The organism is Microbacterium radiodurans, from assembly GCF_008710705.1.
GTDB lineage: Bacteria > Actinomycetota > Actinomycetes > Actinomycetales > Microbacteriaceae > Microbacterium > Microbacterium radiodurans.
This window is the reverse complement of record NZ_VYRZ01000002.1, coordinates 768,220-784,965: the sequence shown is the minus strand read 5'-3', so window position 1 is coordinate 784,965 and position 16,746 is coordinate 768,220. Positions and strand designations below refer to the sequence as shown.

The following is a 16,746-nucleotide window of genomic DNA, read 5'->3' as shown; positions in this document are numbered from 1 at the left end:
TGTGCGAGGTGAGCATGTTCCGCAAGATCCTGGTGGCGAACCGCGGTGAGATCGCGATCCGCGCCTTCCGTGCGGCTTTCGAGCTGGGAGCGCGTACGGTCGCGGTGTATCCCCACGAGGACCGGTACTCGCTGCATCGGCTGAAAGCCGACGAGGCGTACGAGATCGGGGAGCGCGGTCATCCCGTCCGTGCGTACCTCGACGTCGACGAGATCGTCCGCGTCGCCGTCGACAGCCGCTGCGACGCGATCTATCCCGGCTACGGGTTCCTGTCGGAGAACCCCGACCTCGCGCGGCGTGCGGCCGAGGTCGGGATCGCCTTCATCGGCCCGTCCGCCGAGGTGCTCGAAGCCGCGGGCAACAAGGTCACGGCGAAGCGCCATGCCGCGGCGGCCGGGGTGCCGGTGCTGCGATCGACCGACGCGTCCGACGACGTCGACGCCCTCGTCGCGCTCGCGGGCGACATCGGATTCCCGATCTTCGTGAAGGCCGTCGCCGGCGGAGGAGGGCGGGGGATGCGGCGGGTCGCCGCACCCGCCGAGCTCGCCCCGGCGCTGTCCGAGGCGATGCGCGAAGCGGGCAGCGCCTTCGGCGACCCGCGCGTGTTCCTCGAACAGGCGGTGCAGCGCCCCCGCCACATCGAGGTCCAGATCCTCGCCGACGCCACCGGCGACACCGTGCATCTGTTCGAGCGCGACTGCTCCGTGCAGCGCCGCCATCAGAAGGTCGTCGAGATCGCGCCGGCGCCGAATCTCGACGACGCCGTCCGCACCGAGCTGCACCGGCATGCCGTCGCGTTCGCCCGATCGATCGGCTACGTCAACGCCGGCACCGTCGAGTTCCTGCTCGAGACGGCCGGCGAGCGGGCCGGCGAGGCCGTCTTCATCGAGATGAACCCGCGGATTCAGGTCGAGCACACGGTGACCGAGGAGATCACCGACGTCGACCTGGTGCAGTCCCAGATGCGGATCGCAGCGGGGGAGACCCTGGGCGACCTCGGCCTTCGTCAGGAGAGCATCCACGTGCGCGGCGCCGCGCTGCAGTGCCGCATCACGACGGAGGACCCGTCCCAGGGCTTCCGCCCCGACACCGGCAAGATCACGACCTATCGCTCGCCCGGCGGTGCCGGCATCCGTCTCGACGGCGGCACCACGGCGGCCGGTTCGCAGATCAGCCCGCACTTCGACTCGATGCTGGCGAAGCTCACCTGCCGCGGACGCGATTTCGAAGCCGCGGTCGTGCGGTCCCGTCGCGCCCTCGCGGAGTTCCGCATCCGCGGCGTGTCGACCAACATCCCGTTCCTCCAGCGCGTGCTCGACGACCCGGCATTCGAACGCGGCGACCTGAGCACGGCCTTCATCGACGAGCGGCCCGAGCTGCTCGACGGCCGGGTGTCGAAGGACCGCGGATCGAAGGTCCTCGGCTGGCTCGCCGACACCACCGTGAACCGCCCGCACGGAACGGCGCCGACGACCGTGGAGCCGCGGTCGAAGCTTCCCCGGCTCGATCCGTCCGCCGTTCCGGTCCCCGGCTCCCGGCAGCGTCTGCTCGACCTCGGCCCCGTGGGCTTCGCTCGGGCGCTGCGCGAGCAGACGGCGCTCGCGGTCACCGAGACGACCTTCCGCGACGCCCATCAGTCCCTGCTCGCGACGCGCGTCCGCACGCGGGATCTCGTCGCCGCGGCCCCGGCCGTGGCGCAGCTGACCCCGCAGCTGCTGTCGGTGGAGGCCTGGGGCGGCGCCACCTACGACGTCGCGCTCCGCTTCCTCGGTGAGGACCCGTGGGAGCGGCTCGACAAGCTCCGGAGCGCGCTGCCGAACGTGGCCATCCAGATGCTGCTGCGCGGCCGGAACACGGTCGGGTACACGCCGTACCCGACCGCGGTCGCCGAGGCGTTCGTGGCAGAGGCCGCCGCGAGCGGTGTCGACATCTTCCGGATCTTCGACGCGCTCAACGACGTGTCGCAGATGCGTCCCGCCATCGACGCCGTCCTCGGCACCGGCAGGACGGTGGCCGAGGTCGCGCTCTGCTACACCGGAGACCTCCTCGATCCGCGCGAGGATCTCTACACCCTCGATTACTACCTTCGACTCGCGGATCAGGTGGCGGATGCGGGTGCGCACGTCCTCGCCATCAAGGACATGGCCGGGCTCCTCCGTCCGGCCGCGGCGTCACGGCTGGTCGCCGCGCTCCGCGAGCGCTTCGACCTGCCGGTGCACGTCCACACCCACGACACCGCCGGCGGTCAACTGGCGACGCTTCTCGCGGCGAGTGCAGCGGGAGCGGATGCCGTCGACGCCGCCGCCGCACCCATGGCCGGCACGACGAGCCAGCCCTCGCTGTCGGCGCTCGTCGCCGCACTCGCCCACACCGAGCGCGATACCGGGCTCGATCTGCGTGCGGTCTCCGACCTCGAACCGTATTGGGAGGCGGTGCGACACATCTATCGTCCGTTCGAGTCCGGGCTGCCCGGCCCGACCGGTCGGGTGTACCGGCACGAGATCCCCGGCGGTCAGCTGTCGAACCTCCGGCAGCAGGCGATCGCGCTCGGGCTCGCCGGCGATTTCGAGCTCATCGAGGACATGTACGCCGCCGCCGACGACATCCTGGGCCGAGTGCCCAAGGTGACCCCGTCGTCGAAGGTCGTCGGCGATCTCGCCCTGCATCTCGCGGCCGTCCGAGCCGATCCGGTCGCCTTCGCCGACGACCCCGGCGCCTTCGACATCCCGGAATCCGTCGTCGGCTTCATGGCGGGCGAGCTCGGAGACCTGCCCGGCGGGTGGCCGGAGCCGTTCCGGTCGAAGGTGCTCGCCGGCCGCACGGTCCGGCCAGCGGCGGCAGAGCTCACGCCCGCGCAGGAGATGGCTCTCGAAGGCGACTCCGCGACCCGGCGTCGTGCGCTCAACACCCTGCTGTTCCCCGGCCCGACGCGCGAGTTCGATCGCGTCCGCGAAACCTACGGCGACCTGAGCGTGCTCGACACGGTGGACTATCTCTACGGACTCGTTCCCGGCAGCGAGCATGTCGTCGAGATCGAGCGCGGCGTGCAGCTCTACGTCGGTCTCGAGGCGATCGGCGAGGCGGACGAGAAGGGGATGCGGACGGTCATGGCGACCCTCAACGGACAGCTCCGGCCGGTCTTCGTCCGCGATCGGGCGATCGAGGTCGCCACCCGCCAGGCCGAGCGCGCCGACACGTCGATTCCCGGCCAGGTCGCAGCGCCCTTCTCCGGAGTCGTCACGCTGAAGGCGGGGGTCGGAGACGCCGTCGAGGCGGGTCAGCCGGTCGCGACGATCGAGGCGATGAAGATGGAGGCGGCCATCGCGGCTCCGGTGGCGGGCGTCGTCGAGCGGCTCGTGGTGAGCGGCACCGCGCAGGTCGAGGCCGGGGACCTTTTGGTCGTCATCCGGCCCGGCGAGTAGCCTAGGGGGTCGGGCTCGAGCTCGAGACCCGGGAGTGGACGCAGCACATCATGTCTGAGCACAACGAAAACCAGAACGTCGAGAACGATCCCGCCGTCCTCGCCGACAGCGAGAGCATTCACACGACGGCGATCGGCATCGTCGGGGGGACCGCGCAGGTCGACGTGACCCTGCCGGGGTCACGCGACGACGACCTCGATGACGACGACGTCATCGACGGCGAGGTCGTCGACATCGACCGCGCCGACGAGAGCGCGCATGACGATCTCGAGACCGGCGACATCCCGCTCGGGATCGACGCGCGGGAGAACGACGATGCGCACTTCGGAGCCGACGCGTCGACGGATGCCGACGATGCCCGCTCCGACCTCTCGGAGACCGCCACTGCGGACGACGCCGGCGAGGCGCAGCAGGAGGGGGCGGACGATGACGGTGCGGACGACGACGCCGTCGCAGCGGATGACACCCGCGACGCGGATGTCCCGCTCGCCGACGCAGACGTCGCGCATGCTGAGCAGGGCGCCGCGGTCGACGACGTTCCGGATGCCGCGGCATCCGCTGCGGCGGACGACGTGATCCCTGCGACGATCGACGAGCCGGCCACGCCGGTGACCTCGCCCGTCGCCGCGGCGCCGGCGGCATCCAGCGCCGTCGAACCGGTCGTGGCGACCGTCGTTCCGACGGCGGCCGTGATCACGGGCGGCGTGCCGACGACCCGTCGCGAGGCGCATCAGGCCGCCGAGCAGGTCCGCCATGCGACCGAACGCGTTCAGGTGGTGCGTCCGGAGCCCGTCCTGCAGTCCCGGCGCATCGGCGATCTGGAGCCGGGCCGCGAGTCGGCCGACCTCCTCACCGCCGAGCGGCTGCTCGATCCGGCGCAGATCGTCCGCGCCGAACCGGAGGGCCGGTGGCAGCGCTTCGTCTACACCGTGTCCGCTCGTCGCATCAATCTCGGCGACGGCAAGCGCGCGAAGGCCCGCAAGGAGCTCGATCGACGTATCTCCGCGCCGCTGGCCGGCGGTGCGAAGTTCGTGCCGGTCCTCTCGCGCAAGGGCGGTGTGGGGAAGACGACGATCACCACGCTGCTCGGCATGGCGCTGGCGGATGCGCGTGACGATCGCGTGATAGCCATCGACGCGAACCCTGATCGGGGAACGCTGGCCGATCGCATCGGGCGCACCAGCGGCAAGACCGTCCGGGACCTCGTGCGCACGAGTGCGAGCGTCGTCGGCTTCAACGACCTCTCCTCGATCGTCGCGCGCGACGAGACCCGGCTCGACGTGCTCGCGTCCGACTCCGATCCGAACGTGTCGGAGGCCTTCAGCGACCACGACTACGAGAACGTCGCGGCCATCGCCGCGCACTACTACTCGATCGTGCTCACCGACACCGGCACCGGCATCGTCCACTCGGTGATGGGCGCGACGCTCGGCCTGTCCGATCAGATCGTCGTGGTGGCCGGGATGTCCGTCGATGAGGCGCGCCTCGCGTCGGAGACCCTGACCTGGCTCGAATCGAACGGCTTCGCCGAGGCTGTGGGGCGCGCGGTGGTCGTGCTCAACACCTCGCGCCCGGGTACGCCCATGGTGCGCGCCGACGAGCTCGAGAAGCACTTCTCCTCGCGCGTGCGCACGGTCGTCCGAGTGCCGTACGACCCGCATCTCGCCGCGGGGAGCGCCGTGACCTTCAGCGATCTCGAGCCCGCGACGCGCGAGGCCGCCCGGCGGCTCGCCGCCGGCGTCGTCGAGGGCCTGCGACTCACGGCGTCGGCGGCCTGATGGCGGTCCGCAGCATCCGCTTCTTCGGCGACCCTGTCCTGAAGTCGCGGGCCGCCCGCATCGAGACGATCGACGACGGCGTGCGCTCGCTCGTGCGCGACCTCCTCGACACCGTCGAGCTGCCGGGGAGGGCCGGAGTGGCAGCCCCGCAGATCGGCGTGTCGCTTCGTGCATTCAGCTACAACGTCGACGGTGTGATCGGGTACATCCTCAATCCGGAGCTCGTCGAAGCCTCCGGCGAGCCGTTGCTCGTGGGCGAAGGCTGCCTGTCGGTCCCGAATCTCTGGCACGACACGCTCCGCCACCCGTACGCACGAGCGGTCGGGATCGATCTGGACGGCAACGACGTCGTCCTCGAGGGGGAGGGCCTCATGGCCCAGGCGCTGCAGCACGAGTGCGATCACCTCGACGGCACGCTCTACCTCGACCGGCTCTCGCCCGCCGAGCGCCGGATCGCCATGCGCGAAGTGCGCGAATCCGACTGGTTCTGAGCCGGAACGACGACGGCCCCGCGGGAGATCCGCGGGGCCGTCGTCGTTCCGGCCGCGTCAGCCGAGCGGGACGTTGCTGGTCTTGACCGGCTCGTCGTAGATCGCCGAGACCTCGTCGGCGAAATCCGTGAGGATGACGTTGCGCTTGATGCTCATCTTCGGGGTGAGGTGGCCGCTGCCCTCGGTCCACTCGGTTCCGAGGATCGTGAACTTGCGGATGGATTCCGCTCGCGAGACGTTCTTGTTCGCCTCGTCGACGGCCCGCTGCACCTCGGCGCGGACGGCGGCGTTCGTGCTCGCCGCGGTCAGGGAGAGATCTCCCGGCTGTCCGTTGTTCGCCAGCCACGTCGGAAGCATCTCGGGGTCGAGGGTGATCAGGGCCGAGATGAACGGCTTCTGATCGCCGACGACGACGACCTGACCGACGATCGGGTTGGCTCGGATCGGGTCCTCGAGGACGGCCGGCGCCACGTTCTTGCCCCCGGCGGTGACGATGATCTCCTTCTTGCGGCCCGTGATGGTGAGGAAGCCTTCGGCATCGAAGGTGCCGATGTCACCCGTCTTGAACCAGCCGTCGTGGAAGGCGGCCTCGGTCGCCTCGGGGTTGCGCCAGTACTCGGTGAAGACGTTGATGCCGCGCACCTCGATCTCGTCATCCTCGCCGAGGCGGATGCCGACGCCGGGCAGGACCGGTCCGACCGTTCCGATCTTGGATTTCGTGGCCAGGTTCACGGTCGCCGGCGCTGTCGTCTCGGTGAGACCGTAGCCCTCGAGGATGGTCACACCCAGGCTGTGGAAGAAGTGGCCGAGTCGCGGTCCGAGCGGAGCCGAGCCCGATACCGCGTAGACGACCCTGCCGCCCATGGCGGCGCGCAGCTTGCCGTAGACCAGCTTGTCGAAGAGGCGGAACTTCAGCTTGGTCAGCAGCGGGATGCTCTTGCCGTCCTGCTGGAGGCGGGAGTGCTCGATCGCGACGGCGGCGGCAGTACGGAAGATCTTGCCCTTGCCGCCCGCCTCCGCCTTCTGCTCGGCCGAGTTGTAGACCTTCTCGAACACGCGCGGCACGGCGAGGAGGAACGTGGGCTGGAACGAGCCGAGCGCGGGCAGCAGCTGCTTGGTGTCGGGCTGATGACCGGTCTTGACGCCTGCGTGCACGTTCAGGATCGAGATGAACCGAGCGAACACGTGGGCGGTCGTGATGAACAGCAGGGTCGAGGCTCCGCCGGGGTGGCTGACGACCTCCGAGAGAGCCTCGCCGGAGTTGCGGGCGAGTTCGACGAAATTGCTGTGCGTCAGCACGCAGCCCTTCGGGCGTCCGGTCGATCCCGACGTGTAGATGAGGGTCGCGATGTCGGATCCGACGGCGAGGGTGCGTCGCCGCTCGATCTCGTCGTCGGTGACGTCGGTGCCCCGCGAGCGCAGCCCGTCGAGGTCGCCCGAGCTCATGGTCCAGACCTCGCGCACGAGCGGCGTCTCGCCGCGGATCTCAGCGACACGGTCGGCGTGCTCGGCGGATTCGGTGATGACGGCCGTGGCCTCCGAATCGGTGAGGATCCATGAGATCTGAGACGCGGAGCTCGTCTCGTAGATCGGGACCATCACCGCGCCGGCGAAGAAGAGGGCGAAATCGACCAGGGTCCAGTCGTACGTGGTGCGGGCGATGAAGCCCACCTTGTCCCCCGGACCGATGCCGGCGGCGACGAAGCCCTTGGCGAGGGCGATCACCTCGCGCTGGAACTCGGCGGCGCTGACATCGCGCCAGCCGCCGTCCTCCGGAACGGCGAACAGCGGACGCGAGGGGCTCGCCTTGACGCGCTCGACCAGCAGGTCGGAGATGTTCGCATCCGGGTCGGCGGGAACGATGGCGGGGACTTCGAACTGGACGGCGCTCATGAAGCGGCAACTCCTTCGGTACCGGGTGAAGCGTCTGGCAGGGTTCCGACCACTCTAGCCGGACGCCCGAAGCCAATCGCGGAGCGGTGCCGAGGGCGCACTAGACTCGATCGGTGCCCGCCAACCGGCCGGCCGGAGGGACGCGCGTGCTCAACATCGGCATCGACATCGGCGGCACCAAGATCGCCGGCGGAGTGGTCTCCGCGGACGGCTCGATCCTCGACCGCATCCGCGTCGACACGCCCACCGACACCGATGAGCTCGCCGCCGCCGTCGGCGACATGGTCCGGCACTTCCGCGAGACGCACGACGTGACCGCGGTCGGCGTCGCGGCCGCCGGATTCCTCGATCGCACGCGTTCGGTCATGCGTCACGCTCCGAACATCGATTGGGTCGAGCACCCCCTGCGCAGCGAGCTCGAGGCGCGGGCGGGCATCGCGGTCACGCTCGAGAACGACGCCAACGCCGCCGGCTGGGCCGAGTACCGCTTCGGCGCCGGTCGCGGCACCTCGGACATGATCATGCTCACCCTCGGGACCGGGGTGGGCGGAGCGGTCATCATCGACGGTCAGCTGCTCATCGGCGGACGCGGCGCCGCCGGCGAGCTCGGCCACGTCCGCTTCGAGCGCGACGGACGCCCGTGCGGCTGCGGTCTGCGCGGCTGCCTCGAGCAGTACGCCTCGGGACGCGCACTGCAGCGGGAGGCCGCGGACCTCGCCGACGACCCCGAGCTCGGCGCAGGCCTCGCGGGGGTGCGTGACGCGGGCGGCACGATCCACGGCGACGCCATCTCGCGGCTCATCCTGGCGGGCGACCCGGGTGCCCTCGAGGCTCTGCGCCGCGTCGCGACGGCGCTCGGCGAGACGGCGGGCGGCTTCCAGGCGGCCTTCGATCCGGAGATCTTCGTGATCGGCGGCGGCGTCGCCCAGCTCGGCGAGACGCTCCTCGCCCCGGTCCGGGAGAGGTATCGGGCCTCCCTCCCCGGCGGCGAGAACGCTGCGGGAGCCGACTTCGCGATCGCCACGCTCGGCAACGACGCGGGTCTCATCGGCGTCGCCGACCTCGCCGGCGGGCGGTGATCCGATGTTCTACTGGCTGATGAAGTACGTCTTCATCGGACCCGTCGTGAAGGCGATCTTCCGGCCGTGGATCGTGGGACGGCGGAACGTCCCGGCATCCGGCGCCGCGATCTTCGCGAGCAATCACCTCTCGGTCAGCGATTCGATCTTCCTGCCTCTCATGATCGACCGTCCGATGTCGTTCCTCGCGAAGAGCGACTATTTCACCGGGACCGGCGTCAAAGGGTGGGCCACCCGCATCTTCATGAAGGCGACCGGTCAGATCGCCATCGACCGCACCGGCGGCAAGGCCTCCGAAGTCTCGCTCAACACCGGTCTCCAGGTGCTCGGGCGAGGCGACCTCCTCGGCATCTACCCCGAGGGCACCCGCAGCCCGGACGGCAAGCTCTACCGGGGGCGCACGGGCCTGGCCCGCATGGCGCTCGAGGCCCGGGTGCCGGTCATCCCGGTCGTCATGGTCGACACCGACGCGGTCATGCCCATCGGGCGCAGCATCCCGCGCGTCGGTCGTGTCGGCATGGTCATCGGCGAACCGCTCGACTTCTCGCGCTTCCAGGGCATGGAGAACGACCGTTACGTCCTCCGATCGGTCACGGACGAGATCATGGTGGCCCTCCAGCGCCTCGGCGAGCAGGAGTACGCAGACGTCTACGCGTCGACGGTGAAGGAGCGCGCCGTCGCCCAGGCGTGAGCGGGCCGCGGGCACCGCGTCACACGGCCGGGGCCCGTCCGCGCGAGCACTAGACTCGTCCCGTGCCTACGCTGGATTCACTCGACTCGTGGCGCGATCTCCCCATCAAGCAGCAGCCGGCGTGGAACGACCCCGACGCCGTGGCTGCGGTGTCGGCCGAGATCGCGACGCTCCCGCCCCTCGTCTTCGCCGGCGAGGTGGACCTCCTCCGCGAGCGGCTCGCTCGCGCCGCCGCCGGAGAGGCGTTCCTCCTCCAGGGCGGCGACTGCGCCGAGACGTTCGCCGGTGCGACGGCGGACAAGATCCGCAACCGCATCAAGACCGTCCTCCAGATGGCGGTCGTGCTCACCTATGGCGCCTCGATGCCCGTCGTCAAGATGGGCCGGATGGCCGGACAGTTCGCCAAGCCCCGTTCGAGCGACACCGAGACCCGCGGCGATGTGACGCTGCCGGCCTACCGCGGCGACATCGTGAACGGCTACGACTTCACGGCGGCCTCGCGTCAGCCCGATCCCGCGCGGCTGTTGAAGGGGTACCACACTGCTGCTTCCACGCTGAACCTCATCCGAGCGTTCACGCAGGGCGGCTTCGCGGATTTGCGCGAGGTGCACTCGTGGAACAAGGGTTTCGCCTCGAATCCCGCGAACGCGCGTTACGAGGGTCTCGCGGGAGAGATCGACCGCGCGATCAAGTTCATGGAGGCGGCGGGAGCCAACTTCGATGAGCTGCGGGGCGTCGAGTTCTACACGGGCCACGAGGGTCTCCTCATGGACTACGAGCGCCCCATGACGCGTATCGACTCGCGCACCAGCACGCCGTACAACACCTCCTCGCACTTCCTGTGGATCGGTGAGCGCACGCGCGAGCTCGACGGCGCGCACGTCGACTACTTCTCGAAGATCCGCAATCCGATCGGCGTGAAGCTCGGCCCCTCGACCTCGACCGACACGGCGCTCGCGCTCATCGACAAGCTCGATCCCGAGCGCGAGCCGGGCCGCCTGACGTTCATCACCCGGATGGGCGCGGGCAAGATCCGCGACGCGCTCCCGCCGCTGCTCGAAGCGGTGAAGGATGCCGGCGCGACCCCGCTCTGGGTGACCGACCCGATGCACGGCAACGGCATCACGACGCCGACCGGCTACAAGACGCGTCGATTCGACGACGTCGTCGACGAGGTCCGCGGCTTCTTCGAGGCGCACCGCGCCGTGGGCACCTTCCCCGGCGGCATCCACGTCGAGCTCACCGGTGACGACGTCACCGAGTGCCTCGGCGGCTCCGAGATGATCGACGAGGCGACCCTCGCGACGCGTTACGAGAGCCTGTGCGACCCGCGCCTGAACCACATGCAGAGCCTCGAGCTCGCCTTCCTCGTGGCCGAGGAGCTCGAGAAGCGCTGACCGACCTGCCACCGAGAGCGCGCGTCCCGGGGACCCCCCCGATGGGAGCGCGCTCTCGTGGTTCGACGGGCCTGTGCGCCGTGCAGAACAGAACGGGTGTGCCGCCCGTCAGCCCGTCGCGGTGATCTGCAGGGTGATCGTCGTGCCGCGTTGGTTCAGGCTGCCGCCGCGCGGGTCCTGTGCCGTGACCTCGGTGAGGCCGTCCGGCCAGATGTTCCACAGCGCTGAGTAGCCGACCTCGAAACCGGCGTCGCGCAGGGTCTGCGCGGCGCTGTCGCGCGTCTGCCCGACGACGCTCGGCACCTCGAACAGGGGCGGTCCGGTCGACACGATGAGCGTGATGACATCGCCCGGGCGCCAGTTGCCGCCGCCGTCGCGGTCCGCGATCGTGATGACGTCACCGTCCGCGACGCGCGTCGACGAGTCGGTGAGGGTGTCGCCCGACACCTCGAGCCCGGCGTCCGTCAGGATGCGCGTCGCCCGGTCGACGCTCTGGCCCGAGACGTCCGGTATGCCGCCGCGCGAGACGAGGAGCGAACCCGCGTCGCCCTGACGCGCCGTGCAGCCGGCCGAGCAGTCGATCGGATCGCCCCCGGCGGCAGGCGTCACGGTGGCGCTGATCACCGTGCCGGCTTCGACGTCGGGGTCGAACTCCTCGTCGGCGGCACCGACGCGCACGATGTTCTGCTCCAGCAACTCCCGCGCCGCCGCTTCGCTCTGCCCCGCCAGCTGCGGGATCGAGACCTCGGCGGGGCCGCGGGAGATGACCACGCTCACCTGCTCGTCACGATCGAGACGCGCGCCCGCGCCGGGATCGGTGCGGATGGCGAAGCCGGCCTCGACGTCCCGGCTGTTCTCACCGGCCTCGGTCGCGACGAGCCCCTCCGCCGCCAGGACGATCTGAGCGTCGGCGAACGACAGTCCGCGGACGTCGGGCACGCCGACCTGCGACCCGGGACCGGAGCCGAACCACCATCCCGTTCCGCCGGCGGCCCCGGCCAGCAGGAGCACGAGGATGAGAAGCCATGCGCCCTTCGCGCGATTGCCGCGCGTGCGGCGGCGCAGTCGCGTCGCGTTGTCGACGTCGGTCGTCACCGGGGGAGCGGTGAAGGTGCCGGGCATGACCTTCGTGAGCTCGCCCGACCCCGGTCCGTCGTCCTCGACGACGACCGGGGCGCCCAGCGGGGCGGTGCGGACGACCTGGGGGAAGACCCCGAGCTCCTTCTCGATCACGCGCAGGCGATCGAGCATGACGCGCGCGTCGAGGGGACGCTCGTCGGGCTCGCGCTCGGTCGCCCACAGGACGAGCTCGTCGAGCTGCTCGGGGACGCCCGGGTTCTTCGCGCTCGGCCGCGGCACGGAGTCGGTGGCGTGCTGGTAGGCGATCTGCATCGGCTGCTCGCCCTTGTAGGGCTGCTCGCCTGCCAGCATCTCGTAGAGCATGATGCCGAGGGCGTAGATGTCGCTGCGCGCGTCGGCCGTTCCGCGTGTCACGAGCTCGGGCGCGAGGTACGCGATCGTGCCCAGCAGCATCTGACCGGTGGCGGTGTTCGCGGTCGTCGCCCGGGCGAGCCCGAAATCGCCGATCTTGATGCGGCCGTCCTCGGCCAGCAGCACGTTCTCGGGCTTCACGTCGCGGTGCACGATGCCCGCGCGGTGCGCTGCCGCGAGTCCGGACAGCACGGCATCCATGATCGTGATCGTCTGCGGGATCGTCAGGCGCTTCTGCTCGCGGAGCAGCTCGCGCAGCGTGATGCCCGGAAGGTATTCCATGACCAGGTAGGCCATGTCGCCGTCCTGACCCTGATCGAAGACGTTGACGACGTGCGGATCGGCCAGCCGCGCGGCGGCCCGCGCCTCCTGGATGAAGCGGCTCTGGAAGACGGTGTCGTCGGAGAGATGGCCGTGCATCACCTTCAGGGCGACGCGGCGTTCGAGGCGCAGGTCGGTCGCGACGTAGACCGTCGCCATGCCGCCGCGGGCGATGCGAGCGCGGACGCGGTACCGCTCGTCGACCAGACGGCCGATCAGCGGGTCGGTCTGCTGGCTCATGCTCACGCTGCGATTCTACGGAGCGGATGCTGCGAGCCCGGGCAGCGGCTCACCCCGCCACCGAGACGTTTCCCGGCGCGCCTCAGCCGAGAGCCGCAAGCCAGGAGTACGCCTGCGCCTCCCACTCGCCGTAGCGCTCGGGGTAGGCGGAGATCTGAACCGCCTGTGCGGCATCCGTGAACGCGAGCGATTCCCAGCCGGCGATGTCGAGGAGCCCGCGCGTCTCGGCGCCGTTGGGGTCGGCCGGGCCGCCGTAGAAGGCGGCGATGGATCGCGTCGGGTCGAGCACCTGCTCCGGGCTGCCCCAGCCGGTGCTCGGGCGCTGCTGGAAGAGCCCGAGCGAGTCGCGGTCGCCCCAGTCGAGATTGCGGATCCAGGATTCGACCATGGCCGTCGCCAGCGCGATCGCGATACCCCGGTCGGGCACGCCGCGCTCCCGGCCGACCTGGATGATCAGACGTGCGTTGGCGATCTGCTCCTCGTCGAGGCCGAGAGCCGCCGTGTCCACGGAGGCGACGGCGGCGGCGGGCACGATGTCTCCGCCCGGGATCACGAGGTCCTGCCCGGGGTAGATGATCGACGTGCGGTCGAGCGCGTTCGCCGAGAGGACGGCATCGATGGCGAGGCCGTGCCGAGCCGCGATCGCCCCGACCGTGTCGCCGGCGACGACGGTGTGGATCGCGGCGGCGGCCGGCGCCGGCGCGACGGGTGCGGCAGCGGGCGCCGGACCCGCGCCGGGAGCGGTCGCGCCGGCCGTGGGGAGGGCGAGCGTCCGTCCCGGGTAGATGACCGCATCCGGTCCCATGCCGTTCGCCTGAGCGACCGCGGCGACGCTGACGCCGTGGGCCCGGGCGACGGCCCACAGCGTGTCGCCCGCCACCACGGTGTGCGCCGCTGCCGGGGCGGATGCCGCGACGGGAGCCGGCGCCGGACCCGCGGCCGTCGCCGGGGTGAGCCGGAGGACGTCGCCGGGATGGATGACCGCCGACCAGTCCAGGCCGTTCCAGGACAGGACGTCAGCCGTGCGCAGCCCGTTCGCGGCGGCGATGCGACTGACCGTGTCGCCCGCGCGGACCGTGTGCGTCGCCGCGGCGTCCATCGCGCGGGTCGCCGACGCCAGGGCGTCCCGCAGCGCCGGATCGAGGGCGGGTCGCGGCGCCGGCTCGACGGCGATGGCCGGGGTGCCGGTGAGGGAGAGGGCGATCGACCCGACGACGACGGGGGCGGTCAGCACGGGAACCCGCGATCGGACGGACGGCGGATGGGGCAGCGGGTCGCGGCGCACGGGGGTCCCTTCTCGGAAGTCTCCGAAACGCTGACACGCGAGTAAATCCCTGTCAACCGAAGCGACAGGTGTTACACGTGTGACGGGAGTGACCATGATCGCCCACCGACGTCGACGGGAGTGGGATAGTTGAGGGGTGACCGAGCCCGAAAACCCCGTCGTTCCCGTGTCCTGGCTGTCTCTGGCGGAGATCGTCGACCTCGTCGGAGAGCCGCTCGGCCGTGTCCGGCGGCTGCTTGATGAGAATCACTTCATCGGCTCGCGTCGCCACGGTGCGCTGCGCGTCCCCGACGTCTTCTTCCTCGACGGCGAACCCCTCTCCTCGCTTCGCGGGACGATCACCGTCCTGCACGATGCGGGCTTCGACGACGACGAGGCGATCGACTGGCTGCTGAACGCCGACGACACCATCGGCGTCGCCCCGATCGATGCGCTGCGTGCGGGCCGCAAGAGCGAGGTCCGGCGGGTGGCGCAGACGCTCGCCTGAGCGGAAGCGTCGGCTCCGCGTCGCCGACGTCAGGACTTCCGGCGGATGGCGGCCTCACCGAGAGTGCGCAGGGCGGTGATGACCACCGGGTCGATGGGCGTGTCTGCGAGGGCGGCGTCGGCCTCGACCTCGAGTGCCGCGATCTCGGCCTCGACCTCTGCGAGCGCTCCGCTGTCCACGATCATGCGCTGCAAGGCGGCGATCTGATCCGCGTCGAGGGAGCGATCGCCGAGGAGCGCGTCGAGCGCCGCGCGCCGTTCCGGGTCGACGGCCTCGCGGGTGCGCGCGATGAGGACGGTCCGCTTGCCCTCGCGGAGGTCGTCGCCCGAGGGCTTCCCCGTCACCGCGGCGTCGCCGAACACGCCGAGGACGTCGTCGCGGAGCTGGAAGGCGAGTCCGACGGCATGTCCGAAGCGCGCGAGGCCCGCGCGCTGGCCGTCGTCGGCGCCGCCGAGCGCGGCTCCGATGAGCAGCGGCTGCTGGACGCTGTAGCGCGCGGACTTGTAGGACGCCACCCGCCGGGCGCGCTCGGCGTGCTCGGAATCGGGAGCCGTCACGGAGGCCGCCTCCTCGGCGACGTCGAGGAACTGTCCGATCGTCACGTCGCGCCGCATGAGGGAGTACTGACGTCGCACGTCGCCCGCGTGCCGGTTGTCGACGATCGACTCCTCGAGCAGGTCGTCGCTCCACGAGATGAGGAGGTCGCCGAGCAGGATGGCGGCGGCGCGCCCGAACGCGTCCGCATCGCCGCGCCACCCCAGCGCCGCGTGCCGGGACTCGAGCGCGCGATGCGCGGAGGGACGTCCGCGCCGCGTGTCGGAGTTGTCGACGAGGTCGTCGTGCACGAGGGCGGCGGCGTGGAAGATCTCGAGAGCGGCGGCCACGCCCGTGACGTCGTCGCCGGGTGTCGCGGACGACCCTCGGGCCGCAGCCCAGCCGGCGGCGAGGAAGCGTGCGCGCAGGCGTTTGCCGCCGTCGAGGACGGATGCCGCCGAGTCGAGGAACTGCGCCGCTTCGTCTCCGAGTCCGCGAGTCTGCGAACGCTGTACGGCCACAAAGCTTTCCAGTCGCTGGGAAACAGCGGCGTTCGGGTCGGGGAGGCTCGTCACAGGCCTAGCCTAGTTCTCGACGGCGCGCGTAGAATCAGCGCAGGGATACCCGAACAGAGGGGGACGCATGCCACTGTCAGAACAGGAGCAGCGGCTGCTGGATGAGATGGAACGCCATCTCATGCGCAATGACGCTGACGTCGTGACCGCGCCGCGAGAAGGTCAGTCCCTCAGTTATCGCAATATCGTCTACGGTTCGTTGCTGGTCCTCGTCGGGATCGGCGGACTGATCGTCGGCGTCTCGAGCTCCATCATCGCGATCGGCGTCGTCGCCTTCATCGTCATGGTGGGCGGTGTCGTCCTGGCCCTCACCCCCTCGCGGTCGGGCACCGCCGGCCGCGGTGCGACCGCCGGTACCCGCAAACCTGCGGCATCCGCCTCTGCTTCCGGCTCCGCCGGCTTCATGGACCGCATGAACGATCGTTGGGACCGCCGCAACGGCGAACGCTGACACCGCCTCGTCGGCCACGGCCGAAACGAAAAAGCACCGACCTCCGGGTCGGTGCTTTTTTTGCGTTCAGGGGAGGCGCGGTGCGGCGAACCCATAGGCGAGTGGAGGAAAGTGGAGTAAAGTGGTGCCAACCGACGGGCCGGGAGGGGGTGGTGGAGACACCATGCTGCTCGGCACGCACACCCCCAAGCTCGACGAGAAGGGCCGCGTCATCCTCCCCGCCAGATTCCGCGACGACCTCGGACCCGGTGTCGTCGTCACCCGCGGACAGGAACGATGCCTCTACGTGTTCAGCACGGTGGAGTTCGAGAGGGTCTACGAGCGGATTCGCGAGGCCCCCTTGACAAACAAGCAGGCGCGTGATTTCCAGCGCATGTTCCTCTCCGGCGCCAGCGCCGAGAAGCCCGACAGCCAGAACCGCATCACCGTCCCGCCGCACCTCCGCACCTACGCGGGCCTCGGCCGCGAACTGGTGATGACCGGCGTCGGAGCGCACGCAGAGATCTGGGACGCCGAGTCCTGGAACGCGTACGCCGCCGGCAACGAGGACGCCTACTCGGACATGGAGCAGGAGGTGATCCCGGGACTCTTCTGACCTGTGGCCGTGATCC

At 70.5% G+C, this 16,746-nt stretch carries 13 protein-coding genes; 9 read left to right on the top strand and 4 right to left on the bottom strand.

The annotated features are described in order from the left end of the window. Positions 1-14 precede the first annotated feature (14 nt). From F6B42_RS09585 to F6B42_RS09575, 3 genes are read left to right on the top strand one after another with little or no spacing between them, the layout of a single operon-like run. On the top strand, positions 15-3,422 hold the full coding sequence (locus tag F6B42_RS09585; RefSeq protein WP_150419389.1) for a pyruvate carboxylase: 3,408 nt from the start codon (positions 15-17) through the stop codon (positions 3,420-3,422). A 50-nt stretch (positions 3,423-3,472) separates the two neighbouring features. Then, entirely contained in the window at positions 3,473-5,200 is a 1,728-nt protein-coding gene (locus tag F6B42_RS09580) for a MinD/ParA family ATP-binding protein (protein ID WP_150419388.1), read from the top strand. Next, a complete protein-coding gene (locus tag F6B42_RS09575) occupies positions 5,200-5,691 on the top strand; it encodes a peptide deformylase (protein ID WP_150419387.1) in 492 nt (163 codons plus the stop codon). Before F6B42_RS09580 ends, F6B42_RS09575 begins: the two co-directional genes overlap by 1 nt. A 57-nt stretch (positions 5,692-5,748) precedes the next feature. On the opposite strand, the gene F6B42_RS09570 is transcribed toward F6B42_RS09575, so the two are convergent. Then, positions 5,749-7,584, bottom strand: coding sequence for an AMP-dependent synthetase/ligase (locus F6B42_RS09570; RefSeq protein ID WP_150419386.1), 1,836 nt, complete (start codon positions 7,582-7,584; stop codon positions 5,749-5,751). Between the two features lie 146 nt (positions 7,585-7,730). On the opposite strand from F6B42_RS09570, the gene F6B42_RS09565 reads away from it, so the two are divergent. The 3 genes from F6B42_RS09565 (at position 7,731) to F6B42_RS09555 (ending at position 10,751) form a co-directional block, all read left to right on the top strand. Then, complete coding sequence (locus F6B42_RS09565; RefSeq protein WP_150419613.1) at positions 7,731-8,663, top strand: ROK family protein; 933 nt, start codon at positions 7,731-7,733, stop codon at positions 8,661-8,663. Positions 8,664-8,667: 4 nt separating this feature from the next. Continuing rightward, positions 8,668-9,354: a lysophospholipid acyltransferase family protein gene (locus F6B42_RS09560; RefSeq protein WP_150419385.1), complete on the top strand. Its 687-nt coding sequence runs from the start codon at positions 8,668-8,670 to the stop codon at positions 9,352-9,354. Between the two features lie 62 nt (positions 9,355-9,416). Next, entirely contained in the window at positions 9,417-10,751 is a 1,335-nt protein-coding gene (locus F6B42_RS09555; RefSeq protein ID WP_150419384.1) for a class II 3-deoxy-7-phosphoheptulonate synthase, read from the top strand. A gap of 108 nt (positions 10,752-10,859) precedes the next feature. Here F6B42_RS09555 and pknB read toward each other — a convergent pair whose 3' ends face one another. Both pknB and F6B42_RS09545 read right to left on the bottom strand, forming a co-directional pair. After that, positions 10,860-12,809 carry a Stk1 family PASTA domain-containing Ser/Thr kinase gene (gene pknB / locus F6B42_RS09550; protein ID WP_150419383.1) on the bottom strand — a complete coding sequence of 650 codons (1,950 nt, stop codon included), beginning with the start codon at positions 12,807-12,809 and terminating at the stop codon, positions 10,860-10,862. A gap of 76 nt (positions 12,810-12,885) precedes the next feature. Next, positions 12,886-14,037, bottom strand: a complete 1,152-nt coding sequence (locus tag F6B42_RS09545; protein ID WP_223878427.1) for a LysM peptidoglycan-binding domain-containing protein — start codon at positions 14,035-14,037, stop codon at positions 12,886-12,888. Positions 14,038-14,224: 187 nt separating this feature from the next. Between F6B42_RS09545 and F6B42_RS09540 the strand changes: the two genes are divergently transcribed. After that, positions 14,225-14,575 (top strand): Rv2175c family DNA-binding protein, encoded by a 351-nt coding sequence (locus tag F6B42_RS09540; protein WP_150419381.1) that lies wholly within the window; start codon positions 14,225-14,227, stop codon positions 14,573-14,575. Positions 14,576-14,604: 29 nt separating this feature from the next. On the opposite strand, the gene F6B42_RS09535 is transcribed toward F6B42_RS09540, so the two are convergent. Then, the gene (locus tag F6B42_RS09535; protein WP_150419380.1) at positions 14,605-15,684 is read right to left on the bottom strand and encodes a polyprenyl synthetase family protein; all 1,080 of its coding nucleotides are present in this window, start codon (positions 15,682-15,684) and stop codon (positions 14,605-14,607) included. Positions 15,685-15,751: 67 nt separating this feature from the next. Here F6B42_RS09535 and F6B42_RS09530 point away from each other — a divergent pair, with 67 nt between their 5' ends. Then, a complete protein-coding gene (locus F6B42_RS09530) occupies positions 15,752-16,135 on the top strand; it encodes a DUF3040 domain-containing protein (protein WP_150419379.1) in 384 nt (127 codons plus the stop codon). A 163-nt stretch (positions 16,136-16,298) separates the two neighbouring features. Next, a complete protein-coding gene (gene mraZ / locus F6B42_RS09525; protein WP_150419378.1) occupies positions 16,299-16,730 on the top strand; it encodes a division/cell wall cluster transcriptional repressor MraZ in 432 nt (143 codons plus the stop codon). Positions 16,731-16,746: the final 16 nt, after the last annotated feature.